The organism is Brachybacterium sp. UNK5269 (assembly GCF_049266655.1).
Lineage (GTDB): Bacteria > Actinomycetota > Actinomycetes > Actinomycetales > Dermabacteraceae > Brachybacterium.
In genome coordinates, this window is sequence record NZ_CP184883.1 from 1931936 (window position 1) to 1956790 (window position 24855).

Consider the following 24855-nt stretch of genomic DNA (forward strand, 5'->3'; position numbering starts at 1 on the left):
ACCCGCAACGAGGCGGGACGCGGACGTAGGCGTCCGCGCACACGATAAAGGGCGTGCGTCATGCAACCAGTTTCACGAAGAGGATTAATCAGCGGGGGCGTAGTCGCGCTTTCAACTGTAGCTTGGTCGGCTTCAGCGATGGCTGACACAACCGGGTCCGCCGAGCCGAGCATAGACGGGGATCCAAATGACTACTTTCGGTTTGTCATTGCCGAAATCGAAGCGGATCTAACTTCGCGCGGGACCGACGTGCTTACCGAACTGGAGAGGCTTTCAACCGCCCTCTCGGAAGCGGGTGCAGACGATGCTCCGACGGCTTTGGCAGACGTTTCTGAGATGACAACCGACTACAGTGCCACCGTGGCGCCTGTCAGCGACGCTAGAAATCCAGTTATACTCGCCAATCCAACGCTCGCGGCGAGTAGGGCAGCGGTTGCTGCAATAGCTGCATGGTTCATATCGAAGGGCTATTTGCTCTCGGCGGAGCTGATCAAGCGCGCTCGCGACAACAAGACTCTCAATTCCAACTACACGCCCAGCTATCGTTCGGGCCTCATCAATTCTCCCGTGATCCGCAAAATCCGCTCCCAGAGTAAAGCCTCCGGCTCCGATAGCTTCCCTTCGAGCACCTCGGGAACCTACGCAAAGGATAATTATTACGCCATCCATGCGTTCAACTGGACGAAATCAGGAATAAGGGTTTCCATCAGCGACCGATACGACTTTGCTCCAGGCAAGTACAGCGGCCTCGCTGGCACCGCCGTGAATGCAATGTGGCTGGCTCAACAGCTCGGGCACATCAAGCCGTATTACGTGAAAGTGACCGTCTAAGCGTCGCCTTGAGTTCCAACAGCGGGTCCCGCCTGGCAACAATTGAGTGCTGCCAAGCGGGGCCTGCGCTCCTGCGACGGGTTCGCGATTATCAGCCAGGGTCGCTGGACGATAGCGGCCGATTCAGATTAGCCGCTCAACTAGAACGAATTGATCAGAGTCGGCAGAGCGGCACTCGATAAGCTCACCCCGGTCGCGCTGCACGGATATCCAGCGACAAGCCGTTAGTTCTGGCATATCAGAAATATCCCGAGCTTCATTCAATTGCTCGGTAATGCTGACGGCCGCAAGTAAGGCGCCTTCGTCAACTTCTCCGACCTGATTTGGAATTATCCACTGTGGCGAATCTGTGGCTTCATAGATGTAGACTCCGACGCCATCTCCATGAAAGCCACCTTTATCCTCGATAGATTCGAGGAGTTTTGCCCCCTCGGTAGGGTTAACGTTCCAATTTCGCTCTAGAGCCCACTCTTCATCAAACATCCGGCCCGCGATCAGATATAGACCGACTGGTAACGCGACAATCAGTGTCACCCCTATGATGGCGAGCAGCATCTGTAGTCGTTCGAGGGCTATGTCCATCTGCTCCCTTAGCGCGAATCCGGTAAGTCGACTAATTGTATACGAGAAGGTTGGGGATCGGAGGATGCGCTTGGGTGGGTTCGGTGAAGACAACCGACCCCAGAGGCGGCGGGTGCTCAGCGCAAGATTCGGCCTTCCCGAGGCGATCGGAGCGTTGTGTCGTAGATCTGGAAGGAACCACTCGTTGACTCGGGATTCGAGATCAACCCCGGCGATCGCTCGTACGTCATCGCAGGAAAGCGGTCGGTCCAGACAGGCGACCAACAAAGTTGCCTCTGTTCCTGGTTCCCTGCCATCCGTCCTCCATGATCAACCTACCCGCAGAGGAACTAGCATGGTCCCCGCCCGGCGCGAATCGGTCCAGTTGGTCGGCGGAACTTCAGGCCGAGATCTTCCGGAGAGAGGCATGTGGCGTCACCGGCCGACGGCACTCCGGCGGCCGCAACACGGGCTCCTCGATCCAGACCGCTAACCTGCGCGCTGGCGCACGAGACGGCTACGAGATCAACGAGCGATGCCGCATCCCTATACAGAGCCGCGAGGAATACACCGTCGCGCACTGATCCGACATTCGGCGAAGGAAAAGGCCAGGGGACTGATGCGCGGGTAGGTGTCACATGATCTGTAGCGCTGAGCAGCGTCGCAGGGAAGGATGTGCACCATGCCCGCTCCATACCCCCAGGAGTTCCGTGACGACGACGTGCGTGTCGCGAGGAACCGTGAACCTGGCCAGAAGCTCTCCCAGATCGCGAAGGACTTCGGGATCTCGGAGTCCTGCCTGACGAACTGGATGCGCCAGGCCGATGTCGAGGACGGTGCCCGTCCCGGGACCACCCGCGAGGAGTCCTCCGAGCTGCGGGATCTGCGTCGTCGGAATCGGCTGCTGGAGCAAGAGAACGAGGTCCTGCGTCGCGCGGCCGCCTATCTCTCACAGGCGAATCTGGCTCATCGCATTTGCGGGTGTAGCCGGGGTCTGAAGCCGCCTGATTCGAGGAGGCTGCGGGCGATGTAGTTGGTGAGATTCCGGAAGCCGAGGGCCGAACCGCGGAGGTGCTCAAGCCGGCCGTTGATCGCCTCGGTGGGCCCGTTGCTGGTGCCTGGGCGATCGAAGAACGCCAAAATGTCGTCGGCGCGTCCGGTCAGCGTCCGGCCGAGCTTTCCCAGCTCGACGAGGTTGTCTGGGACCTTCGCTCTGAGGGCCGCGATGACCTTCTCCATCATCATTCTGGCTCTGGTCCGGTCGGGTTCTCGATAGGCAGCGATCATGGCCTGGTAGATCTCCCAGGTCGCCTCGACCGCAGCATGCTTCTCGCTGCTGAACAAGCTGCTGAGGCGCTCGCATTGCCGCTCGGTCAACAGCTTGGTCCCGGTGTGGAGGGTGCGGCGGGACTTGTAGAGAGGGTCGTCTTTGCGGCCGCGACGCTTGTGGAGCTTCTGCTGGATCCGGCGCCGGCAGTCGTCCAGAGCGTCTCCGGCCAGGCGGACGACATGGAAGGGATCCATGACTGCGACCGCTCCGGGGAGGACCTCGCTGGTGGCCGTCTTGAACCCCGTGAACCCATCCATCGCGACGACCTCGATGCAGTTCTTCCACGCCTCGGGGCGGGCCTCCAGCCAGGCCTTGAACGCCGCCTTGGAACGGCCCTCGACCATGTCCAGCAACCGAGCGGGCCCGGTCTTGTCCCTGGTGGGGGTGAGGTCGATGATCACGGTGACGTACTTGTCGCCGCGGCGGGTGTGGCGCCATACGTGTTCATCGACGCCGATCACGCGGACTCCGTCGAAGCGGGCCGGGTCATCGATCAGCAGCCGCTTCCCCTCGGCGAGAACGGCGTCGTTAGCGGTATGCCAGGCCACGCCCAGCCCGGCGGCGACCCGCGCCATTGAGAGGTGGTCGATGACCAGGGCTTCCAGCGCCCACCGGATCCCGCCTCGGGAGAGCTTCGCCCGCTCTGCGGCCGCCGCGGTGGTGTCTTCGCGCCAGTGGCATCCGCAATGGTCACACCGATAGCGGCGAATCCGCACCAGCAATGTCGTGGGCCTGTGACCGAACGGCTCATGCGCCAGAGACCTGGCGACAGAGCCCCGCGAGGTCGACCGTGCTCCGCAGGCCCGGCACCACGGATCCTCCTCGGCGAGCCGACACTCCAGCACCGCCCGCGCGGCAGTGAGCCTCTGGCCGACCACGACCAGGCCAAGCTCCTCGAGGCGGGCGAAGGTCGTCAGGTCGGGGTCATCGAAGGTAGCGTTGAGCATGTCGAGGTCTTCCAGATGGTGAGCGTCAGAACTTCCATCTTCGGGAGACCTCGACGTCTATCCCGGCACCGACGCGCCCACCCCGCGTTCCACACCTACCCCCTCAGCTGCGAAGAGCCGCGAATCTGCCGGGAAAATCCTCTACCCGCTCGTGAGCGAGCTCGCCGCTGACGGGATCCCCGTCGCGGCGTCCCTGCGGGTCCTGAAGCTCTCCCGCCAGCCCTACTATCGCTGGCGGAAACAGCAGGTCACCCCGTCGGAACTGGTCGAGGCGTATCGGGCGAACGCCCTGTTCGACGCCCACCGTGACGATCCCGAGTTCGGTTACCGGTTCCTCGCCAGCGAAGCGGAAGCGGCTGGCCAGCGCATGTGTGAGAGGACCGCGTGGCGGATCTGCCGGGACAACCGGTGGTGGTCCGTGTTCGGGAAGAAGCGGGGGAAGAACGGGAAACGGCCGGGCCCGCCGGTCCACGACGACCTCGTGCAGCGAGATTTCACGGCCGATGACGTCAACGAACTGTGGCTGACCGATATCACCGAGCACCGGACCGATGAGGGGAAGCTCTACCTCTGCGCGATCAAGGACGTGTTCTCCGGCCGGATCGTGAGCTACTCGATCAGCGACCGGATGAAGGCACGTCTCGCGGTGAACGCCCTGGACAACGCAGTATCTCGTCGTAGCGATGCCGCCGGATGCATCGTGCACTCGGACCGCGGGAGCCAGTTCCGGTCACGGAAGTTCGTGCACGCACTGAACCGGTATCACCTCATCGGGTCAATGGGGAAAGTCGGTGCTGCCGGGGACAATGCCGCAATGGAGTCCTTCTTCGCTCTGCTGCAGAAGAACGTCCTGGACCGCAAGAGGTGGCGGACCCGAGAAGAGCTGCGCATCGCGATCATCACCTGGATCGAACGCACCTACCACCGTCGTCGCCGACAGGCTCGTCTGGGCCGATTGACCCCCATCGAGTACGAGACCATCATGGACCCGACCGTCAGCCTGGCGGCCTAACCGCACCTGTCACCTGTTCGCGCATCAGTCCCCATTGAAGCGCCGGCTCGTGCAGACCAGCGTCACCGCGGGGAAGACCACCACTGCCACCAGGCACTACACCGACTCATCAGACAACCCCGCCTGGATCGAAACCACACGACCCGACGGCACCTCCGAGACCCTCCGCTACACCGGCTCCATCAGCGGCGACCTCGGCGCCACCATCGCCACCGACGGCGGCGTTAGCCTCATGCTGTCCAACACTCACGGCGACATCGTCACCACGGTCCCCATCCCGGCGGGCACCCCAGCCGACTCAGCTGCCGTGGGGATCACCGGTTGGGCAACCTACACCGAGTACGGCACCCCGCTCGACCGAGCCCAGAGCATCTCCGTCGGCACGAGCGCAGGCTACGGATGGCTCGGGGCGGAGGAACGCTCGACCACACTTCAAACGGCGTCCCTTGCACTCATGGGAGTCCGGTTTTACAACCCAACTACAGGGTCCTTCTCAAGCGTCGATCCAATTATCGGCGGAAACGCCACCGCATACACCTATCCCACCGAACCCATAAATCAATCCGACCCCACCGGACTGTGCAACGCATGCAAGAAGATGCGTCACGATGGCGGCGGATTCGGCGGCGGCTTTATGGGTTCCGGCTGGAAGAATAGCGGAACCCCAAAGCCGGGATATCGAGGTAATAAGGAGACCAAAAAAGAGAATCACAAAAGCGGCCTCAACGTCCACAAGAAGTACCCAACCAAGTCCTCGGCAAAGAGAGCTGCAAAAAGCTACTCCCGGAGAACCTACAAGGGTAAGCGCATTACTGTTCGCCACAGCCAAGGCAAGTATAATGTCGAGGTGTGGCGGAAGAACGGAAAGAAAGTCAGAAACTATCACCTCTATTACGACTAGGATGTAGGCACAAATGAAGCGCGGAGAATCTGGCAAGAGGCAAACAAGGAGCACCACATTCAGGGAGCAGGTGGGGCGTGTCCAGCAGGAGATTGACCCCTTGGCCAGATTCAGCCATATGCGCCCTGGCGAGTTCGATGGCGACGAAATGGAGGTACTGCGCCACCCGTCCGGGGATTTGTTGCATCTCGCTGAGTGGAACATCAGCCTAGACGACGCCCGCAAGTGCGTTAAGGCCGGAGCTGACGTGTACCTCAACCCTGGCGACTACCCATGGCTCGTCGAGGGGACAATACACTCACGCGAGGAGCAACGATGGCTCATAGGCGCCGAAGCGGGGGCACTAGACCACGCCGAGCCGATCACAGGAAAGAACAGTGCGCCTATACGAATTTCCCTCTACAAGGCGGATTCGGGTCGCATTGCCATTCATCTCGTAGGCAATTTTTCCTGGAACTTAAGGTAGCGATCACAAGGAGTTACTAGCTCCATTGGTGGCCTTTAGTCGCCATGCCCCAATATCAGGCTTTATCGCTTCGCTCAGCTTTCCGAGTTCAATCGCGCCGGACCTACTGTGAAACAGGAGCATCCCTTATGTATCGATACAGCGTGTTTCGACTGATCCCGTAGGTACGTGCGATCTGGGCTTTGGGGATGCCGGCGGCCGCTGCGTTGCGGACCTCGCGGATCTGGTCGCTGTCCAGGAGGCGCTTGCGGCCGGGGTACTTGCCGGGGGTCTGCTTGGCGATCGCGATGCCCTCGGCCTGGCGCTCACGGATCATCTCGCGCTCGGACTGGGCCACGGCGGTGATGATGTGCAGGATCAGCCGGGTGGTGAGGTCTCGCCCGTCCGGCCGGATCACGAGGCCCTGAGACTTGAACTCGACGGTGACGCCCTTGCGCTCGAGCTCCTCCATGATCGCGAGCATGTCCCGCAGCGAGCGAGCGAGCCGGTCGATGGAGGCGACGACAAGGGTGTCGCCCTCGCGGACATAGTCCAGCGCCTCCCGCAGCACGGGCCGCTGCGAGGTCGTGGAGCCGGACTGGTACTCGCGGTAGGTCTTGTCGACGCAGCCGATCGCCTCGAGCTGCCGGGCGAGGTTCTGGCCGGCGGAGGACACTCGGACGTACGCGACGCGCTGCGTGGTGGGCACCGCCTACTCCCCCTCGTCCTGCTGCTCGTGCCGCCGGCGTGCACGTGAGGCCAGTGCACCCGCAAGCGTGGCCACGGTGACCGACAGATAGAAGAACAGCGTATGGGAGCTCATCCACTTGTAGTCGGTGAGTAGCGCGGCCAAGCCCGTCACGAGGCTCACGAATACCAGGACTCCAACGAGGACCAACGCCCACGCCGTCCACGAGCCCTCTGATCTGTTCACCATGCAGAAAGTCTGCCCCATTGAGGTGGTCGGCGCGGCCACGTCAACAGATGTGTCATGAAACCGCCGCCCGGGACCCTATTGGGAGCCGTAGCGACTCCCGGCGCGAGCTGTCACATTGAGGTATACCCAAACGGGTGACGTCGCGAAGCCCAGCAAGGTCGACGGCACGGCCGCAGCCACGACGGCAGTCGATAATTTCAGCGTCTACTTGGACTAGACGATGGGATGAGCCGGCCAGGGTTTGCTCGGAGAGGACGTAAGAGCGATCGCGTTGTAGTTCAGTACATCTTCAGGCTCTTGTCGCGGTCGAACATGTATGCGACACTCAGTGGCGCGGTCGCCTCGTCCGAGGCTGCCAGATGGCGAGGGAGGGAAGTCATGGGTTTCGAGCTTTTCGACAAGCGCCAAGCTCCGATGCGGGGCACCCCGAGTGTCACTGTGCAGAAGCGGGGCATCATTTCGATCAGCGGTGCCGCTCATGCGTTCATCGACCGAGCGATGGTGGTGGAGCTGATGTTCGACCGAGAGCGGAAAGTGATGGCGCTTCGCCCGGCAGAGCCGTCCGCGCAGTCTTACGAGTTGCGGAAGCCGTCGCCGTCGGGCCAGACGCTCCTGTCAGCGACTGCCTTCACGCAGGCATACAACATTGACACGACCGTCAGTCGGCGGTTCGAACCGTTCGTCGAGGACGGGATGCTGTGCATTGCGGTCGAGGGGCCCTCCACGATCGTGCGGAGCAACCGCACCAAGAACAACTCCACTGATCACAGCAGTAATGAGGCGGAGTAGAGACGAAGCCTGGACCCGCAGCCACGGGTCCAGGCTTCAAGCCACTAGGGCCTCGAGCATCGTCCAGATGCCCCTCGAGGATACTTCCTACCTCCCTGGTGGCGGAAAGGAGACCTCGTGTCTCACGCAAAGAAGGCGCTGAAGCCCGGGCAGGCCACGCCAGCCTCAGGGCAGTACCGGATCGTGGGGCCGCGCGGCGGTTCCACTGGTGAGGAACGGACGAGCGTCTACGGCTCTCCGCTCCCGCCGACTCCGCGGCCGGGCCAGAGCTACGTGCTCACTGACCGGACGCGCAACGGCGACGGTCGCCGGAAGTGAGTAGCAGCCGGGGTCGCCTCGCACGAGGCGACCCCGGCTCGCGTCAGAGAGGATCCGGATGAGGGCATGGGTTGACGAGAGTGCGCGGGAGGACGGTGTTGCCCTCCCGATGTATCTTCTCGGCGCTTCGCTCACCAATGTCGACGCCGAGCAGGAGGCGTCCGAGATGCTGCAGGCCCTCGCGCCGCGCGGTCGGAAGCTCCACTGGCGGGAACTCGGTGATCGCGGACGAGCAGAAGCCGCCGGCCTCCTCCCGGCTCTCGGCATCCGCCACGTCGTCGTGATCGCCGCGCCCCTTCGTCCGGACGTGAAACAAGAGAGGGCGCGGGGTGTGTGCTTCGAGCGTCTGATGTGGGAGCTCGCAGAGCGTGAAGTGGACCAGGTGACTTTCGAATCCCGATCCGCTGCCCAGGACCGCACGGATCGGCGCCGCATCGATGGCCTGCGTGGTCGACGCCTTATCCCTCACTCGCTTCGCGCAGACTGGGTACCCGGGCCCACTCAGCCGCTTCTATGGTCCCCGGATCTGCTGCTTGGCGTGGTGGGCACCGCTCGCGCCAGTGCAGGTCCGCTGCCTGCGGAGCTCGCCACGCTCGTGACGGAGATCCGCCTCGATCTCTGACAGCGCGAAGGCCAGGCCCCACGAAACCGCAGGTGTCCTGGCCTTTACTTCCTCGATCCCAGCGGGTGAGGCTAGTTCGACTGTACACCGATCTGGAAGACACAGCCAGAGCCACCCCCGCCCGGACTACTTGTGGCGGCGAGCATGATGACGCTTCGAAGTCTTCAGCATCTCGCCCAGGGGCGACACGGATCAGCTCGCTGGAGCTTCCACGAGGACGTGCGTCGGCGACTTCTGACCGAGCGCGGGGCCGCAGTGGGCAGCGAGAGAACTCCTGCCGTGCGACGTGACCGTGATGGGACGGATCGCGTGCGGCCGGCGGTGTTGTACGCGTTCCAATCATCCCGTCGGCGACGGCCTCGAGTAGTCCGAAGCGCTTCGTGCCGTCGCTCGAGGTCGTGCTCAGCTCGTCCGCTGCGGGGGAAAGTCCTGTGCGTTACAGCTGGCCCAGAATCCTCTGTTGTGGTCGAGTGAGATGACCGTGGCGTGGTTGTAGTCCTCGGAGCGGTCAAATTCCGGCTCTGTTCTGGCGTTCCAGTTGACGCCATATCCCTCGGAGAGAACTAGATGGCCAACGTCGGTACCGTCTGCGGTCTCGACGTAGCGTAGGAGCTGACCGTGCGCGTCCTTGTCCTGCGCGAGGCTGTCATCCACGAGGTAGACGGGTGCGCCGACGGGCAGCAGCTCGGTGACGAAGGCGGCAGCTTCGTCCGCACCGCACTCGGACTCCTCGCCCTGCTGCCCAGCCAATGGGGCGTAGACGCCGATCAACCGCACCCGCGACACACTGCCGCGCCCGTCGCTTACTTCGATGGTCTCCCCGTCGATCACGCCGTCCACGGTGCGCAGCTCACGGTTCGGAGGAACGATCAGCTCACGGAGCCAGCGGAAGTCGCGCGGGTGGGCCAAGTCATCGCCCCTGCGTCCCAAGCTGTCGAGGATGCTGGGGTCTCGCGCGATGGTGACGGCGCCCGCGGCGACCGCGCCAGCGGTCAAAGCGAGGATGACGTCGCGCCGGGTGAAGGTGCTCATGATCGGGCCCCTCAAAGGATCGGGAGAGAGCGGCGAGGTGCTCGCGGTCGCAGCGGATACGACCAGAGTGCCACTTCTCGAGCAAGCCGCGCGGATTGGGGGGCTGATGCGAAGATCGCCGTCAACATCGGCGTCGCTGGGCACGGACCAAACTGGGGCACCCCACCAGGACAGTTACGCACCGGTCACTTACGGTTGCCGATAGGGTCCAACTCCGCATTTTTGCGACACATCTGTCGCGCGGGGTATACCCCAACGAAGCAACTGCCATGAGCCGAGTCCTGGCATGCGGTCGACCCTCGACGCACTCGCCCTTACCCGCCGCGGCCGCCGGAGCATGACCTGAAACACCGCCGTGGCGCTCGCGATCTTCATCGCGCTGCTTCCTCGCGCGCTCTTCGATGTCTGGACCTAGTCGGCCTGGTCCTCGCCGCCGAAGTCGCCGAAGTCGCCGAAGTCGCCGAGGGCAGCGCACCGCTCCCTACAGGGGTGAGGGCCAGCACGAGACGCCCGTGCCGGTGATCTCCGCAGCCCGCCAGGAGGAAAGCTACGCCTTGGCGCGCTGACGTCGGGATCGCCGACCCGTGAGGCGTCGTGCTCCACCTAAGCCACAGTCTGCCCAACGAAGGTAAAGGCGATCCCTACCCCCCGGGGGTATGCACGGCTGTGGAGTCAAGGATCGGCTAAATCCTTCGGTGGACCCTCCCATCGTTGCTCTGTGGGGCTGATCAGGGCCGTACGTTGATGTCGCCGCCCACGACATGAGCCGTCGCCTCGTTGCTCGCTCCGCTGTCGCTGTGGCACTGACGAAGTCATCGACTCCCTCCCGTCTCGAGGAGGGGAACTTACGGAGTAGAACCATGTCCCAGAACAACACCCATCGGGCCGTCGGCCGAGCAGTCACGCCCGTGGGGATCGCTGGTCGGGCTCTGCGGGGCACGGGCGGTGCCGCTGTGCTCGGCACGGTCGTCCTCGGGTCCACGCTACTCGCAGGCCCCGCACAGGCCGCCCCTGCCGCGTTGCCCGCTGCACCTACCGTTACTGCACAGGCTGCCGCGCCGGCGACGCCGGCCCCTGCACACGCGACGTCTGCGTTGGGGGCCGAGAAGCTGCGGTGGGGTTCGCAGGGCTCTTCGGTGGAGCGGCTCCAGACGGCACTGAACGAGCACGGTGCCTCACTGTCCGTGGACGGCAAGTTCGGTCGGCTCACCCATGGGGCCGTGAAGGACTTCCAGCGCTCGCACGACCTGAAGATCGACGGGGTCGTGGGCCCGCAGACCCGCGGTGCACTGAACGGCGGGGGCGCTTCGATCTCTACCGGCGGAACGTCTGCTCCGGCTCCGGCTCACTCTGCGACGAACTCTCAGCAGGCGATCGTCGACGCCGCGCGCAGCCAGGTCGGGGTCTCGTACTCGTGGGGGACCTCCAAGCCGGGCGTCAGCTTCGACTGCTCGGGGCTGAGCTCGTACGCGTACGCGCAGGCCGGCATCGCCCTGCCTCGCACCTCGTCGCAGCAGGTCGCGGCCGGCACCACGATCTCGAAGTCCGAGGCCAAGCCTGGTGACCTCGTGGTGTGGCCGGGCCACCTGGGAATCTACGCGGGCGGCAACACGGTGATCGACGCCGGCAACAGCAAGGGCTCCGTCAGCGAGCGCACCATCTGGGGTTCGCCGACCTTCGTCACCTTCCGCTGACAGAACGCCACGACGCCAGCGTAGAGGGAGCGGTGTCAGCCGATCGAGGCGAGCAGCTCGGCGCAGGCCTGCTCGCAGCGTCGGCAGGCCTCGGCGCAGATCTTGCAGTGCTCGTGCATGCCGGCGTGCTTCTCGCATTCCTCGGCGCAGGAACGGCACGCTGCCTGACACGCCTCGAGCAGAGCACGGTTCAGGGCAACGTTGGTGCCCGTCTGACGGGACAGGACCCGACCGGTCGTCTCGCAGACGTCGGCGCAGTCCTGGTTGAGGCGGATGCACTGGGTCAGCTCCGCCACCATGTCCTCGGCCAAGCAGGCGTCCGCGCAGGCGGTGCAGGTCTGGGCGCACTCGAAGCAAGCCTCGATGCATTCAGCGAGCTTCTGCTGGTCGATGCTGCCGAGGTCCTTCGGGTAGGTCTGAAGCATTGAGGTGACGTGATGGGTCATGGTTCTGCTCCTTCTCGCTCCGAACGGACCGGCGGATAGCGGCCCGCCCTGACGACGATAGTCAGGCCATCACGAGAGACGGAAGCGAGTGGACCGTGCGTTCGGAGGCAGGACGAAGAGACTGGTCAGCGCTGTGCTCAAGACATCGAGACGTGATCTTGAGGGGACCTTGATCTGGGGGTCCTAGGCTCGTGCAAAATGTCCTCTGACTAGGAGAAATCATGCGTTCTCGTCGTTCTTTCGGTCGTTTCGCGGCGGTCGTCGTCACCGGTGCGATTGTGCTTGCCGGATGCACTGACAGCGGGTCTGACGAAGGTCAGACCTCGGGCGGGTCGGCGGCGGCCGAGACGTCCGAAGCGTCCGATGGTGGCGGCCACGGGGGCATGGAGCATCCGATGGATGGTGGTCCGGCACCGGAGGGGATGGCACCGGCGGAGGATCCCGAGTTCCCTGTCGGCACGGAGGTGACGCTCACGGCGGACCACATGGAGGGCATGGAGGGCGCGACGGCGACGATCTCCGGTGCCTTCGACACCACCACGTACGCGGTCAGCTTCACCCCGGCCGATGGTGGCGATCCGGTCACCGACCACAAGTGGGTCGTTCACGAGGAGCTCGAGGACCCGGGCGAGGCACCGCTGGCGGAGGGCACCGAGGTGGTGATCACCGCCGATCACATGGCGGGTATGGAGGGTGCTGAGGCCACCATCGACAGTGCCACCGAGGAGACCGTGTACATGGTCGACTTCGAGGCCGACGGGATGATGATGACGAACCACAAGTGGGTCGTCGAGAGCGAGATCGAGCCCCTCCAGTGAACTCCCCGGCAAGACCGCGTAGCGCGTTGGGTCCCTCCGGCGGTGGGTCCCGCCGCGGGATCGGCCAGCTGCCCCGACGATCACTCTTGATCGGTGTCGGACTGCTCCCGTTCGTGGTCGCTGGCTGTGGGACCCGCGGAGCTGAGGACGCTCCCGTCACGGGAGATGAGGACCTGCTCCGGGAACATGGGTTCGCTGACGCCGACGCACAGGAGATCATCGACCAGCTTGAAGCGCTCCCGGTGGCTGAGCGACCGCAGAACCTGATCGCCAGCGTCACCGCGACATCCCTTCAGCTCAGTGACGATGCAGGGCGCGAGGCCGAGTTGCCCCTTCCGCCGGATCAGTTCTACCTGTCGGTGGCCCCATTCGTGGAGGCCACCCACGAGTGCGCCTTCCACAGCCTGACGACGTGCCGCGGGGAGCTGCGCAACCGCGAGATCTCCGTGAGCGTGGTCGACAGCAGCTCGGGCGAGATCCTCGAGGACGGCACTCACACCACGCACGACAACGGGTTCGTCGGTTTCTGGTTGCCGCGCGGGATCACCGCCGAGCTCACGTGCGCCCTCGAGGACGTCACAGGGACCGTGTCCATCTCGACCCAGGCGGAGGATGATCTGACCTGTCTGACCAGTCTCCAGCTGACGTGAGCCGACGCAGGCTCCCCACTGCACTTCGACATCCCGTCATCAGCCCTGACGTGCGAAGCGGGGCTCGGCCCGGCCCGAGTCGGCGGACCACACTCCGATTGGGCGGCGGTCTGCTCGTCCTTGCTTCCCTCCTTGCGGCGTGCAGCGGTTCCTCGGACGCGGCGAGCCAGGCGAACGCCGGGTACGTCTCCGGTGATGGTGTCGTCGTGGAGATTCCTCCCGAGGGCCGCGCCGCTCCTCTGGAGATCCGGGGAACGACATACAGCGGAGACGACTTCGACTCCGCGGCGCTGCGCGGTGCACCTTTGGTGATCAACGTCTGGTACGCCTCGTGTCCGCCATGCCGGGTTGAAGCGCCGGCGCTGAAGGCCGTGCACGCCGAATACGGCTCCCTGGGCGTGGAGTTTGTGGGCGTGAACACCCGAGATAAGGCCGGGCCGGCCGCCGCGTTCGAGGAGACCTTCGGGATCACCTATCCCTCGATCCCAGACCCCGACGGGGCCGTGATCTCCTCCATGGACGGCAGCGTCTCGCCCAACGCGGTCCCCACGACGTTGATCCTCGATGCTGAAGGACGAGTAGCTGCCCGGATCACGGGCGCGGCCGACCAGAGCACCCTCGAGAGTCTCCTGGACGCCGTGCTGGAGGAGGGTGCCTGATGGGTGAACTGTTCGCCACCACCGTGCTGAGTGGGCCCCTGGCCGTGGCGCTCCTGCTGTCGATGGTGGCCGGTCTGGTCGCGTTCCTCTCCCCGTGCGTGCTGCCGGTGGTTCCTGGCTACCTCGGATACATCACCGGCCTCACCGGACAGAACACCAGCCCGCGCAGCCCCAGCGATCCGGGTGAGCGTCCAGGGCGTTTGGTCGCCGGCGCGGTGCTGTTTGTCGCCGGGTTCACTGCGGTATTCCTGGTCATCGGCGGATTCGTCGGCGCGCTCGGGGCGCTGATGGTCCAGTACACCAGCGCGATCAATCGGATCTCCGGAGTGCTGGTGATCCTCATGGGCCTGGTGTTCGTGGGGATCTTCCCCCGGCTCTCGGGCGAGAAACGGATCCGGAAGCGCCCCGATGCCGGACTCGCCGGCGCACCTTTGCTTGGGATCACGTTCGGCTTCTCCTGGACCCCGTGCATCGGCCCGACGTTCGCCGCGGTCGCGGCGCTCAGCCTCGGGGAGGCATCCGCCAGCCGCGGCGCCCTCCTCGCCTTCGGCTACGCGATCGGGCTCGGGATCCCGTTCATCCTCTTCGCCCTCGTGTTCCGGCGAGCCCTGGGCATCTCCAAAGTGCTGTCCCGGCATCGCCGCACGCTGCAGATCGTCGGCGGGTCCGTCCTGATCACCATCGGGCTGTTGCTGGTCTCCGGGGTGTGGGAGCAGTGGATGGCATTGCTGCAGGTACGAGTCGGTAACTTCACCACGATCGTCTAAGGGGCGGCCCTCCGTGCGCGGCGGGCTCAGCGGTCAGCGGTCGCTCCAGGAAGCCGGATGGTGAAGGTGGCTCCCTGTCCGGGCCCCTCACTGGCTGCGGACATGGTTCCACCGTGCGCATCGACCAGGGCGCGGCTGATCGTCAGACCGATACCTGACCCGGAGTCCTCACGGGTGCGAGCGCTGTCGGCGCGGAAGAAACGTTCGAACAGGCGTGACCGGTCCTCGGCGGTGAAACCCTCGCCGTTGTCCGCCACAGAGATCACCACGGTGCCGCCCTCCATCGTGGCCGAAAGCGTGACGGTGCCTCCGGGCGAGGTGTGCCGCAGGGCATTGCTCAGGAGGTTTCCGAGTACCTGGGCGAGGCGGTCCGGGTCGGCGTGAATGATCGGTGATCGGCGCATAACGAAACCTCGTCGCAATGCCACACCCGCTGCCTCGAACCTCTCCTCCCATTCCTGGAGTGTTGAGTCCAGCAGGTCGCGGACCGACGTTGGCCGCAGCTCCACCGGGAGCTGTCCCTCTTCGGCACGGGACACCTCGCTGATGTCGTCGGCCAGCCGGGACAGGCGTACGGTCTGACCGGCAAGGATGGGCATGGCCGCCTCCGGCTCGATGACACCATCAGCCATCGCCTCGTGATTTGCCGAGAGAGTAGCAATGGGAGTACGTAGCTCGTGGGCGAGGTCAGAGAGCAGCCGGCGGCGATTCTCTTCGACGGCATCTAGGCGTGCAGCCATGTCGTTGAGCGTGGCGGCCAGAGAGTCCAGCTCGGTTCCCGCGCCGAGGGCGGGCACCCGAGTGGAGTAGTGGCCTCGGGAGAGTTCGTCCACGGCCAGGGTGAGGCGGTGGAGCGTCTGCCGGAGTCGTCGCGCCAGTCTCCAGGTGACCAGGCCTGCCGCTAGGAGGGAGACCACCAGTCCGACCCCCAGGGCGAGGGCGAGAGCGTCACGGTAGGCGCGCTCGATATGCAGAATCTCAGCGCTGCCCACCGGAAGAGCAGTCTGGAGCAGGTGATAGTGGAAGACGGCGGGTCCGATCATCACCGTCAGAGCGGTGATGCTGACGGCGCCGGCACACAGCACGATGAGCTGGCCGATCATTAAACGTGAGGCGAGGCTCGTGCCGGGGCGGATCGTTCTGGCCGATGAGCGGGGATCAGTCACGCCCTCACCCCTTCCCCATCCGGTACCCGATACCGCGGACCGTGGTGACATACCGTGCCGAACCCGCTGTCTCGTCCAGTTTTCGTCGCAGGTTGGCAATATGCACATCGACAAGATGGTCATCTCCGATCCAGGAACCACCCCAGACGGCTTCCATCAGCTGGTGGCGGCTGAAGACCTGGCCCGGCCGACGGGCCAGGGTCATAAGCAGTCCCCTCTCGGTGGGGGTCAGCGGGACTGGTTGGCCAGCGAGCCGCACCTCCTGGGCGGCCGTATCGATCTCAAGCTCTCCGAACGCGCGCACCGTGCCCGAAGGAGCGGTCCCGGGCTCGCCGCGGGGCCGCCGCAGCACGGCCTGGACCCGGGCGACAAGTTCACGCACGCTGAACGGTTTAGTGAGGTAGTCATCCGCACCCACCGACAGCCCCACCAGGCGATCAACCTCCTCTGAGCGCGCCGTCGTGATCAGCACGTAGCAGTCGGAGAAGGCGCGGATCCTCCTCATCACCTCCAAGCCATCAAGGCCAGGCAGGCCGAGATCGAGGATGATCACGTCCGGTGACAAGGCGCGGGCTACCTCCACCGCCTCCGGACCGCTTCGCGCGCTCCCCGTGGCGTAGCCGGCCTTCACGAGATATGCCTGCACGACGTCCGAGAGCGCGACTTCGTCTTCGACAACGAGAACCGTCGCTGCAGCTCGAGCCGATTCACTCCTCATGGGCTCCAGTCTGATCTCCGTTCCTGGGCGCCGTGGAGGTCCTGCTCGAGTCCGACCGGGAGCTGGCCGAGCCCGCGCGGCTCGAAGACTGGGTCGTCGACACCGAGGTCGAGCTCTCGCGGCCGGCCAGGCGCGCCGCGCTCTTGGCAGGGGTCAGATCCAGTCGGCGCAGCATCTGCGCATTCAAGGCCACAACGACAGTGGACAACGACATCAGGATCGCGCCGACCGACATGGGCAGTACGAACCCGATCGGCGCCAGGACACCGGCGGCCAGCGGAACGGCGGCGATGTTGTACCCGGCAGCCCACCACAGGTTCTGCTTCATCTTGCGGTAACTGGCACGGGAGAGCTGGATCACCGAGAGCACCGAGCGGGGATCGTCGGAGGCCAGGATCACGCCGGCGGAGGCGATCGCGACGTCGGTGCCGGCACCGATCGCGATGCCGACGTCGGCCTGCGCGAGGGCGGGGGCATCGTTGACGCCGTCGCCGACCATCGCCACGGCCCGTCCGTCGCGCTGGAGCTCGAGGACCTTCTCGCTCTTGTGCTCCGGACGCACCTGGGCGAAGACCTGGTCAATCCCCAGCTCGCCGGCCACGGCGCGGGCAACGGGCCGGGCATCGCCCGTGATCATGACGACGCGGATTCCCAGCTCATGCAGGGCGTCGACGGCCTCACGGGATTCCTCGCGGACCTCATCGGCCAAGCCGATCCCACCCGCGATCTGCCCATCGACCAAGACGTGGAGGACGATCGCCCCGTCGGCCGACCACGACCCGGTCGCCGGCAGCGGCTGGTGACCGTGCTCGGCCAGCAGGTGGGGTCCGCCCACCTGGACGGTGCGCCCCTCCACGGTCGCACTGACGCCGACCGCGGTGGCGGACCGGAAAGCGGTGGCGCGCGGCACGTCGAGCCCGCGGTCGACGGCGGCGGCGGTAATCGCCCGGGCGAGGGGGTGCTCGCTGTCGGCTTCGGCCGCGGCGGCCAGCGCGAGCAGCTCGTCCTCGCCCAGGTCGCCGACGGTGGTGACGTGGTTCAGGGCGGGCTCGCCCTTGGTCAGCGTGCCCGTCTTGTCGAACAGGACGGTGTCGATGGTGCGCATCCGCTCCAGGGCGGCACGCTCCTTGACCAGGACGCCGCCCTGCGCGGCCCGCTCGGTCGAGATGGACACCACCAACGGGATCGCCAGACCCAGCGCATGAGGGCAGGCGATGACCAGAACGGTGATCGCGCGGACCAGCGCACTCTCGGGCACCCCGACAACCGTCCACACGATCGCGGTGACGACCGCCGCGATCAGCGCGTACCAGAACAGCCAGCCGGCGGCTCTGTCCGCGAGCAGCTGGGCCCGGGTCGTGGAGGATTGGGCGTGGGCGACCAGGCGCTGGATGCCGGACAGGGCCGTGTCCTCACCGATCGCGGTGACGCGCACGCGCAGCGCGTTGTCCGTGGCCACCGTGCCGGCGACGACCTGATCACCGATCTCGCGACGCACGGGGCTGGACTCGCCGGTGATCATCGACTCGTCGACGTCGGCGCCACCATCGACGACTTCCCCGTCGGCCGGGACCCGGCCACCGGGTCGCACGATCACGACGTCTCCGAGCTGCAGCTCGGCCGGGGAGACCGCGACGATGTCCTCGCCCTCGATCTTCTCGGCCTGGTCGGGCAGGAGGGCGGCCAGGGAGTCCAGCGCGGAGGAGGTCTGCGCGAGGGAGCGCATCTCGAGCCAGTGGCCCAGCAGCATGATCACGATCAGGAGGGCGAGCTCCCACCAGAAGTCGAGCCCGTGGGACAGCAGTCCGAGGCTGGCGCCGAGCGAGGAAAAGAAGGCGACCGTGATCGCCATCCCGATCAGGAGCATCATGCCGGGCTTGCGATCCCGGATCTCCTCGACCGCGCCCATCAGGAATGGTCGACCGCCCCACAGGTACATGACCGTGCCCAGGACCGGCGAGACCCACCGCACCCAGGCCGCGTCCGGCAGCGTGTAGCCGAGCAGATCGGCGAACATCCCGTTCAGCAGGACCGTCGGGACAGCCAGGACGAGCATGATCCAGAACAGCCGACGGAACATCCCCACATGATCACCATGACCTGCATGGCCCCCGTGACCCGACATGTCGTGCCCGGCGTGCGGATCATGGCCCGCCACGTCGTGCCCGACATGGTCGGGTGCGGGAGGAGCGGGGTGATCGTGGTGGTGCGGAGTGGTCATCGTGTCCCTTTCGCGAGGCCCTGGACGGGGCTTCGGCCAGCGAGGTGGTCAGGTGTCGGCGGGCGGTGCAGCCGCCCTCGGTGATGGCGGCGCGGACCCCACCGGGCGTCGGCGAGCACCGCCGGTCGACGCCGACTGCAGAGGTCGGCGAGCTCCGGGGATCATGCGGTACACCTCGCCCCAGGAACGGCAGCGTGCATCGTCCATCGCCCCAGATATATACCCCCTGGGGGTATAACGCAAGGGTCCGCTCCATGCCTTCGCTGCCGGCGAACCCTCGCGGCGTGGCCGCCGACGGCGAGAGCGCCTCCGCCGTGAGCCCACGGTGATCACCGCCGCCTGGCACCCGGCCCCCTATGCCCGACACTCGCCCTTCGGCCTTGCCCGCACCCCGGCAACCACTCGGGGCGCCGGCACCACGCGCTCGACCTGCATGCGGGCCCCGCCCCTCAGGTCACTCGCGGCTGTATAGTCACTACATGCTGACCAGTGCTGGCCGCCTCGAGGTGATGAATCGGCTGGGCCGGGCGATGGCCGACCCGACCCGCTCCCGCATCCTCATGTCCCTCCTTGCGGGGCCGAGCTATCCGGCCGTGCTCTCACGCGAGCTGGACCTGACCCGCTCCAACGTCTCCAACCACCTGGCCTGCCTGCGTGACTGCGGCATCGTCGTGGCGGCACCCGAAGGACGACAGACCCGCTACGAGATCGCGGACCAGCATCTGGGGCGGGCGCTGACCGCCCTGGTCGAGGTGACTCTCGCGGTCGATGAGAGCGCGCCGTGCATGGACCCGGCATGTCCGATCCCGGGCTGCTGCGAGGAGGCGACACGATGACCGCCGCCATCACCGAAGAGCGACGAAGGGTGCTGCACCGCCGCGTCCGGTTCATCGTCGGCTTCACGATCTCCTACAACGTGATCGAGGCCGCCGTGGCGCTCTGGGCGGGCGCTCTGGCCTCCTCCGCTGCGCTGATCGGCTTCGGCCTGGACTCCATCGTGGAGGTGCTCTCAGCGCTGGCCGTCGCGTGGCAGTTCACTCGGAAGGACCCTGAGCGCTGGGAGAAGGTGACGGTTCGAGCGATCGGCATCGCGTTCTTCGCCCTGGCCGGCTACGTCATCATCGACTCCGTGCTCTCCCTGACCGGAGCCCACGGCGTCGATCACAGTCCGTTCGGCATCGGCATAGCGACCCTCAGCCTGCTCGTCATGCCGCTCCTGGCGTGGTTCGAGTTCCGCACCGGCCGGGAGCTCGGCTCCAGGAGCGTCGTGGCCGATGCCAAGCAGCTCCTGCTGTGCGTCTACCTCTCCGGCACCGTCCTCATCGGATTGCTGCTGAACAGCCTGTTCGGGTGGGAGTGGGCAGATTCCGTCGCCGCTCTGGTCGTTGCGGCGCTCGCCATCCGAGAAGGCGTCGAGGCATGGCGGGGCGATGTCGAGTCACCCTTCGACGTCCTGGAGGAGATGACCGAGGAGCGCACCCACCCCGCGAACTAGCTGCCTCGGCCCGCGGACTCCCGCTGGTACCGAGTCGCCGAGAGCGGCTCCAACGTCGACTCGGTCGACTGGGGGCCCGTACGACGCCACGAACCGAACCCCTGGGTGACGATCCGGGCTCTCGCCGTGCTCCGGGCCGCCGACAGGCTCCGCATCCCCGTGCTCAGTGACGCTCGTTCTCGAGCAGGTGGGCGATCACGGGCATGAGATCGTCCGGGGCGACGTGCTCGGTGTCGGCGGGTTCGGCGCCGCCGGAGAGTGCCGCATTGAAGTAGAGGCCATCGCCGATGAGCAGGATGGCGTGCGCCGTCGGCCGGTGTCCGACCTCCTCGACGATGAGAGCCAGCCAGCCTTCGCGGGCCCGGGCCATCGCGCGGCGGGCGCCGACGTGGGATTCCTGCGCGAGCTGGGCGACGGCGACGAGCGCCCGGTCCAGGGGCGAGTCCGTCCACACCGAGGTGCGCACGTAGTAGCGGGACGGCCCGTCGTCGGCCGTGCGCATCGCCTCGAGGTCCTGGCCCACCAGCTCGTCCAGTCGCTCGATCAGGGCTTCGGCGAGGGCTTCCTTGGACTTGAAGTGGTAGAGCAGACCGCCTTTGGAGACCCCGGCCCTGGCTGCGACAGCCTCGAGGGTGGTGGCGCGCTGCCCCTCGTCGAGCAGCAGCGCCTGGTAGGCGGCGAGCAGGTCATCGCGTGCGGACATGAGACCGACCTTACTCGCCGCAGGTTCGCGACCCCGTTGAACTGTACCGTCTGGACGGTATAGCTTGTCGGTCGGCCCGGCGCGGCGATCTCGGGGGATGTCCATCCCCGATCGTGCTGCGCTGCGCCACCATCCCCGCAGTTCATCCACCGCTCTACCTGCCGCGCAGCACTTGCCCGCTCCACACCCCTCATGGAGGTCTCGGTGACTCCCACCACCGACACGACCGCATCGCTCTCTGCCCGCAGCGTCTCGAAGTGGTGGGCGCTCGTCGTCCTGATGCTCCCGGTCCTGCTGGTCGCGATCGACAACACGGTCCTCTCCTTCGCACTGCCGGCCATCTCGGAAGCCCTCGCCCCGAGCGGCCAGCAGCTGCTCTGGATCGTGGACATCTACCCGCTGATCCTGGCCGGCCTGCTCGTCCCGATGGGCAGCCTGGGTGATCGTCTGGGTCGCCGGCGGCTGCTGCTGATCGGCGGCACCGGCTTCACGCTCTTCTCCGCCCTTGCCGCGTTCTCCCCGTCGGCCCAGACGCTGATCGCCGCACGTGCCCTGATGGGGTTCTTCGGCGCCATGCTCATGCCGGCCACGCTGTCGCTGATCCGGAACATCTTCACCGATCCCACCGAGCGCCGCACCGCGATCGCGATCTGGGCGGCCGGGTTCTCCGGCGGAGCAGCACTGGGCCCGATCGTCGGCGGAGCCCTCCTCGAGCACTTCGCCTGGGGCTCGGTGTTCCTGCTCGCGGTGCCGGTGATGCTGCCGCTGCTGCTGCTCGGGCCGGTCCTCATCCCGGAGTCGAAGGATCCCGCACCGGGACCCGTCGACCCCCTCAGCGTGCTGCTGGCCCTCGCGACGATGACGCCGCTGGTCTACGCGATCAAGTCCTTCGCGACCGGGGGCATCGGCGTCGTCGCCCTCGTGTGCGCAGCGATCGCGCTGCTGTCCGGGGTGACGTTCGTGCGCCGGCAGCTGGCCCGCCCGGAGCCGATGCTCGACGTCACCCTGTTCACCCGGCCGGTGTTCACCGGTGCGGTCGCCGCGAACCTCCTCAGCGTGTTCTCACTGGTCGGGTTCCTGTACTTCATCTCGCAGCATCTGCAGCTGGTCAGCGGCCGCAGTCCCTTGGACGCGGGGCTCGTGCTGCTGCCCGGCCTGCTGGTCACGATCATGGCCGGGCTGCTGGTGGTTCGGCTGGTCCGCCACGTCACCCCGGCCACCGTCGTGACCGGCGGACTCCTGCTGAACGCCACGGGCTTCACGCTCGTCATGGTCACCGGCTCCTGGGGCAGCGACCTCGCCCTGCTGATCGCCTTCTCGATCCTCGGTGCAGGCGTGGGAGCAGCCGAGACGATCAGCAACGACCTCATCCTCTCCGCCGTCCCCGCCGAGAAGGCCGGGGCCGCCTCGGCGATCTCCGAGACCGCCTACGAGACCGGCGCCGTGCTCGGCACCGCCGTGCTGGGCAGCCTGCTGAACGCCTCCTACCGCAGCCAGGTCCAGGTGCCCACGGCTCTGACCGCCCAGCAGCAGACCGCGGCCTCGGAGACCCTCGGCGGGGCAACGGCGGTCGCCGCCGATCTCCCCACCGGTGCAGCCGAGACACTGCTGAGCTCGGCCCGCCACGCCTTCGACTCCGGGGTGGTCCTCACCAGCGGCATCGGGGCGGGGCTGATGATCATCGCGGCGCTGATCGCGCACCGCACGCTGCGGCACTGAGGTCCCCTCACCTCGCGGCGCTCGCGTCCGGGAGAGGGTCCCCATCGAGTCCTCAGCGCAGCGGCCAACCGTGCGCTGCCGTGACTCGACGGGTGCCGGGCCTCGGCGCCGATGCGCGCCGAGCAGCGAGGCCGACGACGTCGGCCGCTGTGACCCATCCCTCTCCCTCCAAGCCGGCCCGCCCGGCGCTCCGAACTGCCGTGGTCGAGCGGGTCGGACAGATCCGCGAGGTCGTCTTCAGGGGGAGGGAACGATGCGCGTGGGATTCATGGGGCCTCCGCTTCGCCGATGCCGTGGTCATCGAGGTGCCGTCACCGGTGATGAGACGCGCAGCGGCTCGCGAGTCGAGCTCGGCGGCTCGGTCACTCCTGTGCTGCGCACGGCGTTCGACGTGTCGTCGTACACGCGGGAGGCACGCGGCAAGGCAGACGTCGATGTCGACGCCATCATCGGCGCCGCCACCGCATCAACGGGCCCGACGGCCCGCCAGCTGGCCGAGCTGCGCCGCGACCTCGACTTCCTGCACCAGCTCGAGTCGAGCGCGCTCACCGAGACGCGCACGATGTACAGCGCATGGACGGTGAACGAGGCGCGGATCACGGCATTCATCGCGACCTGGCTGTGGGAGCGCCACTGGTGGGCAGATGCTCTCCACCAGCTCTCGCAAACGCTGGCCGCCGCCGACCAACGGAAGGACGGCGCCCTCCGCACCGTCAGCACGCCACGCCCACCCCGACCAGCCGCCGCTCTGCGCCGCGTGTACGTCCAGCGGGCCCTGCCGGTGGTGGGAGCCGGATGGACGTGGCTGGCCGGGGAGAAGGTCACGGCCGGCCATATGGCCCGGATGGCCATCCAGGAGGGCTCGCTGCAGGCGGCGGTTCGCGCGCTGCTGCCGCGCACGGTCACGCTGCCCGAGGTGCACCGGGTGCTGACCGAGCTCATCGCGCGACGCTCCCGGGCGCTGTCCTTCTTTCGCCTCGAGGCGATCGCGCGCATCACCCGCTCCCCGGGCGAAGCGATCGTCGCGCGGCTGGTGCTCACCGTGGGTGGGGACCCGCTGCGCCCGGCCGGCCAGTGGGTCGATGACGAGGTTGCTGCCCTCACGAGCATCTTCCGACACCCAGCGGACCGCTCAGCATTGCGTGCGGCTCGTTACGAGATCACGCGGCTGCTCCCCGGTCCCGATCTCCACCGGGCCCCGCCCCCGGCGACGAAGCACCGGACCATCACTTCCCCAGCCTTCCCAAGGAACGGATCCCCCCGTGGCTTTTGACCTCGAGAAGTTCACCGAGACGTCCGAGCCGGTCGGATGGGAGGACCTGGACTTCGACCTGTTCGAGACGCAGCCGCTCGATGCGAACACCCTGCGCTCGATCCGCTACATGTGCGACATCGAGTACCACACCTCGTGCAATCTGCGCGACCTGCTCGTCACTCCCTCGCGAGAGGAGCCGGCCGCGGCGGGATTCATGACCTCATGGAATCGCGAGGAGTTCTGGCACGGCGAGGCGCTGGCGGCGGTGCTGTGTCGCCACGGCATCGTCGTCGACTATGAGGAGCTCAAGACCAAGCGGGTCAAGCTCGGATGGGCGCAGGCTCTGGGCCCGCTGAAGCAATCAGTGCTCTCGAGCCTCGTCGGCACCGACTTCGTCGCCGTGCACATGACCTGGGGTGCGACGAACGAACTCTCCGCAGTGTCCGCGTACCGGCGACTTTCTGCGATGACCGATCACCCGGCGCTCAGCCCTCTCCTGACGCGCATCGCCAAGCAGGAGACGCGGCACGTCGCCTTCTACACGACACAGGCTCGCCAGCGGCTCGAGGCCTCTCCCAGAGCACGCGCGGCCACCCGTCTCGCGCTGTCGCGGGCCTGGCGGCCCGTGGGCTCGGGCATCATGCCGGATTCCGAGGTCACCCACGTCATGAGTCATCTCTTCGCCGACCGCGGCGACGAGATCGATGCCCTGGACGGGAAGATCCGCAAGCTGCCCGGACTCGAGGACCTGTCGATCTTCCGCGATGCCTTCCGCCGCATGCAGATCCGCATGTAGGCGCGGCCGCGGCTCGACGACAG

26 protein-coding genes and 1 pseudogene are annotated in these 24855 nt (G+C 66.3%); 17 read left to right on the forward strand and 10 right to left on the reverse strand.

What is annotated here, in order from left to right:
- Positions 1–138 precede the first annotated feature (138 nt).
- Positions 139–831 carry a hypothetical protein gene (locus tag ACOJUI_RS08990; RefSeq protein WP_422114634.1) on the forward strand — a complete coding sequence of 231 codons (693 nt, stop codon included), beginning with the start codon at positions 139–141 and terminating at the stop codon, positions 829–831.
- Positions 832–954: 123 nt separating this feature from the next.
- Here the strand turns inward: ACOJUI_RS08990 and ACOJUI_RS08995 are convergent, their stop codons facing one another.
- Positions 955–1386, reverse strand: a complete 432-nt coding sequence (locus tag ACOJUI_RS08995) for a hypothetical protein (RefSeq protein ID WP_422114635.1) — start codon at positions 1384–1386, stop codon at positions 955–957.
- Between the two features lie 688 nt (positions 1387–2074).
- Here ACOJUI_RS08995 and ACOJUI_RS09000 point away from each other — a divergent pair.
- Complete coding sequence (locus ACOJUI_RS09000) at positions 2075–2425, forward strand: transposase (RefSeq protein ID WP_422114636.1); 351 nt, start codon at positions 2075–2077, stop codon at positions 2423–2425.
- Here ACOJUI_RS09000 and ACOJUI_RS09005 read toward each other — a convergent pair.
- On the reverse strand, positions 2359–3669 hold the full coding sequence (locus ACOJUI_RS09005) for an ISL3 family transposase (RefSeq protein ID WP_422114637.1): 1311 nt from the start codon (positions 3667–3669) through the stop codon (positions 2359–2361). The two genes, ACOJUI_RS09000 and ACOJUI_RS09005, sit on opposite strands and share 67 nt — an antisense overlap.
- Positions 3670–3772: 103 nt before the next feature.
- Here ACOJUI_RS09005 and ACOJUI_RS09010 point away from each other — a divergent pair.
- From ACOJUI_RS09010 to ACOJUI_RS09020, 3 genes and pseudogenes are all read left to right on the forward strand, one after another.
- Positions 3773–4681: pseudogene (locus ACOJUI_RS09010) on the forward strand (IS3 family transposase); the annotation flags it as partial.
- 49 nt (positions 4682–4730) lie between these two features.
- A complete protein-coding gene (locus tag ACOJUI_RS09015) occupies positions 4731–5582 on the forward strand; it encodes an RHS repeat-associated core domain-containing protein (protein ID WP_422114638.1) in 852 nt (283 codons plus the stop codon).
- A gap of 13 nt (positions 5583–5595) precedes the next feature.
- Positions 5596–6048 (forward strand): hypothetical protein, encoded by a 453-nt coding sequence (locus ACOJUI_RS09020; protein WP_422114639.1) that lies wholly within the window; start codon positions 5596–5598, stop codon positions 6046–6048.
- A gap of 103 nt (positions 6049–6151) precedes the next feature.
- Here ACOJUI_RS09020 and ACOJUI_RS09025 read toward each other — a convergent pair whose 3' ends face one another.
- Both ACOJUI_RS09025 and ACOJUI_RS09030 read right to left on the reverse strand, forming a co-directional pair.
- On the reverse strand, positions 6152–6736 hold the full coding sequence (locus ACOJUI_RS09025) for a recombinase family protein (protein WP_422114640.1): 585 nt from the start codon (positions 6734–6736) through the stop codon (positions 6152–6154).
- A 3-nt stretch (positions 6737–6739) separates the two neighbouring features.
- Positions 6740–6898: a hypothetical protein gene (locus ACOJUI_RS09030; RefSeq protein ID WP_422114641.1), complete on the reverse strand. Its 159-nt coding sequence runs from the start codon at positions 6896–6898 to the stop codon at positions 6740–6742.
- 444 nt (positions 6899–7342) lie between these two features.
- Here ACOJUI_RS09030 and ACOJUI_RS09035 point away from each other — a divergent pair, with 444 nt between their 5' ends.
- A complete protein-coding gene (locus ACOJUI_RS09035; protein WP_422114642.1) occupies positions 7343–7753 on the forward strand; it encodes a hypothetical protein in 411 nt (136 codons plus the stop codon).
- Positions 7754–8180: 427 nt separating this feature from the next.
- Positions 8181–8693: a hypothetical protein gene (locus ACOJUI_RS09040; RefSeq protein ID WP_422114643.1), complete on the forward strand. Its 513-nt coding sequence runs from the start codon at positions 8181–8183 to the stop codon at positions 8691–8693.
- Between the two features lie 402 nt (positions 8694–9095).
- Here ACOJUI_RS09040 and ACOJUI_RS09045 read toward each other — a convergent pair whose 3' ends face one another.
- Positions 9096–9725: a thermonuclease family protein gene (locus ACOJUI_RS09045; protein WP_422114644.1), complete on the reverse strand. Its 630-nt coding sequence runs from the start codon at positions 9723–9725 to the stop codon at positions 9096–9098.
- A 1184-nt stretch (positions 9726–10909) separates the two neighbouring features.
- Here ACOJUI_RS09045 and ACOJUI_RS09050 point away from each other — a divergent pair.
- The gene (locus tag ACOJUI_RS09050; RefSeq protein ID WP_422114645.1) at positions 10910–11419 is read left to right on the forward strand and encodes an NlpC/P60 family protein; all 510 of its coding nucleotides are present in this window, start codon (positions 10910–10912) and stop codon (positions 11417–11419) included.
- 35 nt (positions 11420–11454) lie between these two features.
- Here ACOJUI_RS09050 and ACOJUI_RS09055 read toward each other — a convergent pair whose 3' ends face one another.
- Complete coding sequence (locus ACOJUI_RS09055; protein ID WP_422114646.1) at positions 11455–11865, reverse strand: four-helix bundle copper-binding protein; 411 nt, start codon at positions 11863–11865, stop codon at positions 11455–11457.
- A 221-nt stretch (positions 11866–12086) separates the two neighbouring features.
- On the opposite strand from ACOJUI_RS09055, the gene ACOJUI_RS09060 reads away from it, so the two are divergent.
- The 4 genes from ACOJUI_RS09060 to ACOJUI_RS09075 all read left to right on the forward strand — a co-directional run bounded on the left by ACOJUI_RS09060 (position 12087) and on the right by ACOJUI_RS09075 (position 14759).
- A complete protein-coding gene (locus ACOJUI_RS09060) occupies positions 12087–12683 on the forward strand; it encodes a YdhK family protein (protein WP_422114647.1) in 597 nt (198 codons plus the stop codon).
- A gap of 86 nt (positions 12684–12769) precedes the next feature.
- Complete coding sequence (locus ACOJUI_RS09065; protein ID WP_422114648.1) at positions 12770–13333, forward strand: CueP family metal-binding protein; 564 nt, start codon at positions 12770–12772, stop codon at positions 13331–13333.
- Between the two features lie 50 nt (positions 13334–13383).
- Positions 13384–13992, forward strand: coding sequence for a TlpA family protein disulfide reductase (locus ACOJUI_RS09070; protein WP_422117643.1), 609 nt, complete (start codon positions 13384–13386; stop codon positions 13990–13992).
- Entirely contained in the window at positions 13992–14759 is a 768-nt protein-coding gene (locus tag ACOJUI_RS09075) for a cytochrome c biogenesis CcdA family protein (protein ID WP_422114649.1), read from the forward strand. The genes ACOJUI_RS09070 and ACOJUI_RS09075 overlap by 1 nt, the downstream gene beginning before the upstream one ends.
- Before the next feature lie 26 nt (positions 14760–14785).
- Here the strand turns inward: ACOJUI_RS09075 and ACOJUI_RS09080 are convergent, their stop codons facing one another.
- The 3 genes from ACOJUI_RS09080 to ACOJUI_RS09090 form a co-directional block, all read right to left on the reverse strand.
- Positions 14786–15862 (reverse strand): sensor histidine kinase, encoded by a 1077-nt coding sequence (locus ACOJUI_RS09080; protein WP_422117644.1) that lies wholly within the window; start codon positions 15860–15862, stop codon positions 14786–14788.
- Between the two features lie 67 nt (positions 15863–15929).
- Positions 15930–16643: a response regulator transcription factor gene (locus ACOJUI_RS09085; RefSeq protein ID WP_422114650.1), complete on the reverse strand. Its 714-nt coding sequence runs from the start codon at positions 16641–16643 to the stop codon at positions 15930–15932.
- Positions 16633–18864: a heavy metal translocating P-type ATPase gene (locus ACOJUI_RS09090; RefSeq protein WP_422114651.1), complete on the reverse strand. Its 2232-nt coding sequence runs from the start codon at positions 18862–18864 to the stop codon at positions 16633–16635. Before ACOJUI_RS09090 ends, ACOJUI_RS09085 begins: the two co-directional genes overlap by 11 nt.
- Positions 18865–19343: 479 nt before the next feature.
- Between ACOJUI_RS09090 and cmtR the strand changes: the two genes are divergently transcribed.
- Positions 19344–19700, forward strand: coding sequence for a Cd(II)/Pb(II)-sensing metalloregulatory transcriptional regulator CmtR (gene cmtR, locus ACOJUI_RS09095; RefSeq protein WP_422114652.1), 357 nt, complete (start codon positions 19344–19346; stop codon positions 19698–19700).
- A complete protein-coding gene (locus ACOJUI_RS09100) occupies positions 19697–20359 on the forward strand; it encodes a cation transporter (protein ID WP_422114653.1) in 663 nt (220 codons plus the stop codon). Before cmtR ends, ACOJUI_RS09100 begins: the two co-directional genes overlap by 4 nt.
- Positions 20360–20522: 163 nt before the next feature.
- Here the strand turns inward: ACOJUI_RS09100 and ACOJUI_RS09105 are convergent, their stop codons facing one another.
- Entirely contained in the window at positions 20523–21062 is a 540-nt protein-coding gene (locus ACOJUI_RS09105) for a TetR/AcrR family transcriptional regulator (protein ID WP_422114654.1), read from the reverse strand.
- A 192-nt stretch (positions 21063–21254) separates the two neighbouring features.
- On the opposite strand from ACOJUI_RS09105, the gene ACOJUI_RS09110 reads away from it, so the two are divergent.
- The 3 genes from ACOJUI_RS09110 (at position 21255) to ACOJUI_RS09120 (ending at position 24832) form a co-directional block, all read left to right on the forward strand.
- On the forward strand, positions 21255–22781 hold the full coding sequence (locus ACOJUI_RS09110; protein WP_422114655.1) for an MFS transporter: 1527 nt from the start codon (positions 21255–21257) through the stop codon (positions 22779–22781).
- A 253-nt stretch (positions 22782–23034) separates the two neighbouring features.
- On the forward strand, positions 23035–24054 hold the full coding sequence (locus ACOJUI_RS09115) for a hypothetical protein (protein WP_422114656.1): 1020 nt from the start codon (positions 23035–23037) through the stop codon (positions 24052–24054).
- Positions 24044–24832 carry a ferritin-like domain-containing protein gene (locus ACOJUI_RS09120; protein WP_422114657.1) on the forward strand — a complete coding sequence of 263 codons (789 nt, stop codon included), beginning with the start codon at positions 24044–24046 and terminating at the stop codon, positions 24830–24832. Before ACOJUI_RS09115 ends, ACOJUI_RS09120 begins: the two co-directional genes overlap by 11 nt.
- Positions 24833–24855 lie beyond the last annotated feature (23 nt).

Bases quoted from the DNA above. Each gene is read 5' to 3' on its own strand.
- ACOJUI_RS08990 (WP_422114634.1), top strand. From the start codon at position 139: ATGGCTGACACAACCGGGTCCGCCGAGCCGAGCATAGACGGGGATCCA.
- ACOJUI_RS08995 (WP_422114635.1), bottom strand. From the start codon at position 1,386: ATGCTGCTCGCCATCATAGGGGTGACACTGATTGTCGCGTTACCAGTC.
- ACOJUI_RS09000 (WP_422114636.1), top strand. From the start codon at position 2,075: ATGCCCGCTCCATACCCCCAGGAGTTCCGTGACGACGACGTGCGTGTC.
- ACOJUI_RS09005 (WP_422114637.1), bottom strand. From the start codon at position 3,669: ATGCTCAACGCTACCTTCGATGACCCCGACCTGACGACCTTCGCCCGC.
- ACOJUI_RS09020 (WP_422114639.1), top strand. From the start codon at position 5,596: ATGAAGCGCGGAGAATCTGGCAAGAGGCAAACAAGGAGCACCACATTC.
- ACOJUI_RS09035 (WP_422114642.1), top strand. From the start codon at position 7,343: ATGGGTTTCGAGCTTTTCGACAAGCGCCAAGCTCCGATGCGGGGCACC.
- ACOJUI_RS09040 (WP_422114643.1), top strand. From the start codon at position 8,181: ATGTATCTTCTCGGCGCTTCGCTCACCAATGTCGACGCCGAGCAGGAG.
- ACOJUI_RS09045 (WP_422114644.1), bottom strand. From the start codon at position 9,725: ATGAGCACCTTCACCCGGCGCGACGTCATCCTCGCTTTGACCGCTGGC.
- ACOJUI_RS09055 (WP_422114646.1), bottom strand. From the start codon at position 11,865: ATGACCCATCACGTCACCTCAATGCTTCAGACCTACCCGAAGGACCTC.
- ACOJUI_RS09060 (WP_422114647.1), top strand. From the start codon at position 12,087: ATGCGTTCTCGTCGTTCTTTCGGTCGTTTCGCGGCGGTCGTCGTCACC.
- ACOJUI_RS09075 (WP_422114649.1), top strand. From the start codon at position 13,992: ATGGGTGAACTGTTCGCCACCACCGTGCTGAGTGGGCCCCTGGCCGTG.
- ACOJUI_RS09080 (WP_422117644.1), bottom strand. From the start codon at position 15,862: ATGATCGGCCAGCTCATCGTGCTGTGTGCCGGCGCCGTCAGCATCACC.
- ACOJUI_RS09085 (WP_422114650.1), bottom strand. From the start codon at position 16,643: ATGAGGAGTGAATCGGCTCGAGCTGCAGCGACGGTTCTCGTTGTCGAA.
- ACOJUI_RS09090 (WP_422114651.1), bottom strand. From the start codon at position 18,864: ATGACCACTCCGCACCACCACGATCACCCCGCTCCTCCCGCACCCGAC.
- cmtR (WP_422114652.1), top strand. From the start codon at position 19,344: ATGCTGACCAGTGCTGGCCGCCTCGAGGTGATGAATCGGCTGGGCCGG.
- ACOJUI_RS09100 (WP_422114653.1), top strand. From the start codon at position 19,697: ATGACCGCCGCCATCACCGAAGAGCGACGAAGGGTGCTGCACCGCCGC.
- ACOJUI_RS09105 (WP_422114654.1), bottom strand. From the start codon at position 21,062: ATGTCCGCACGCGATGACCTGCTCGCCGCCTACCAGGCGCTGCTGCTC.
- ACOJUI_RS09110 (WP_422114655.1), top strand. From the start codon at position 21,255: ATGGAGGTCTCGGTGACTCCCACCACCGACACGACCGCATCGCTCTCT.
- ACOJUI_RS09115 (WP_422114656.1), top strand. From the start codon at position 23,035: ATGCGCGTGGGATTCATGGGGCCTCCGCTTCGCCGATGCCGTGGTCAT.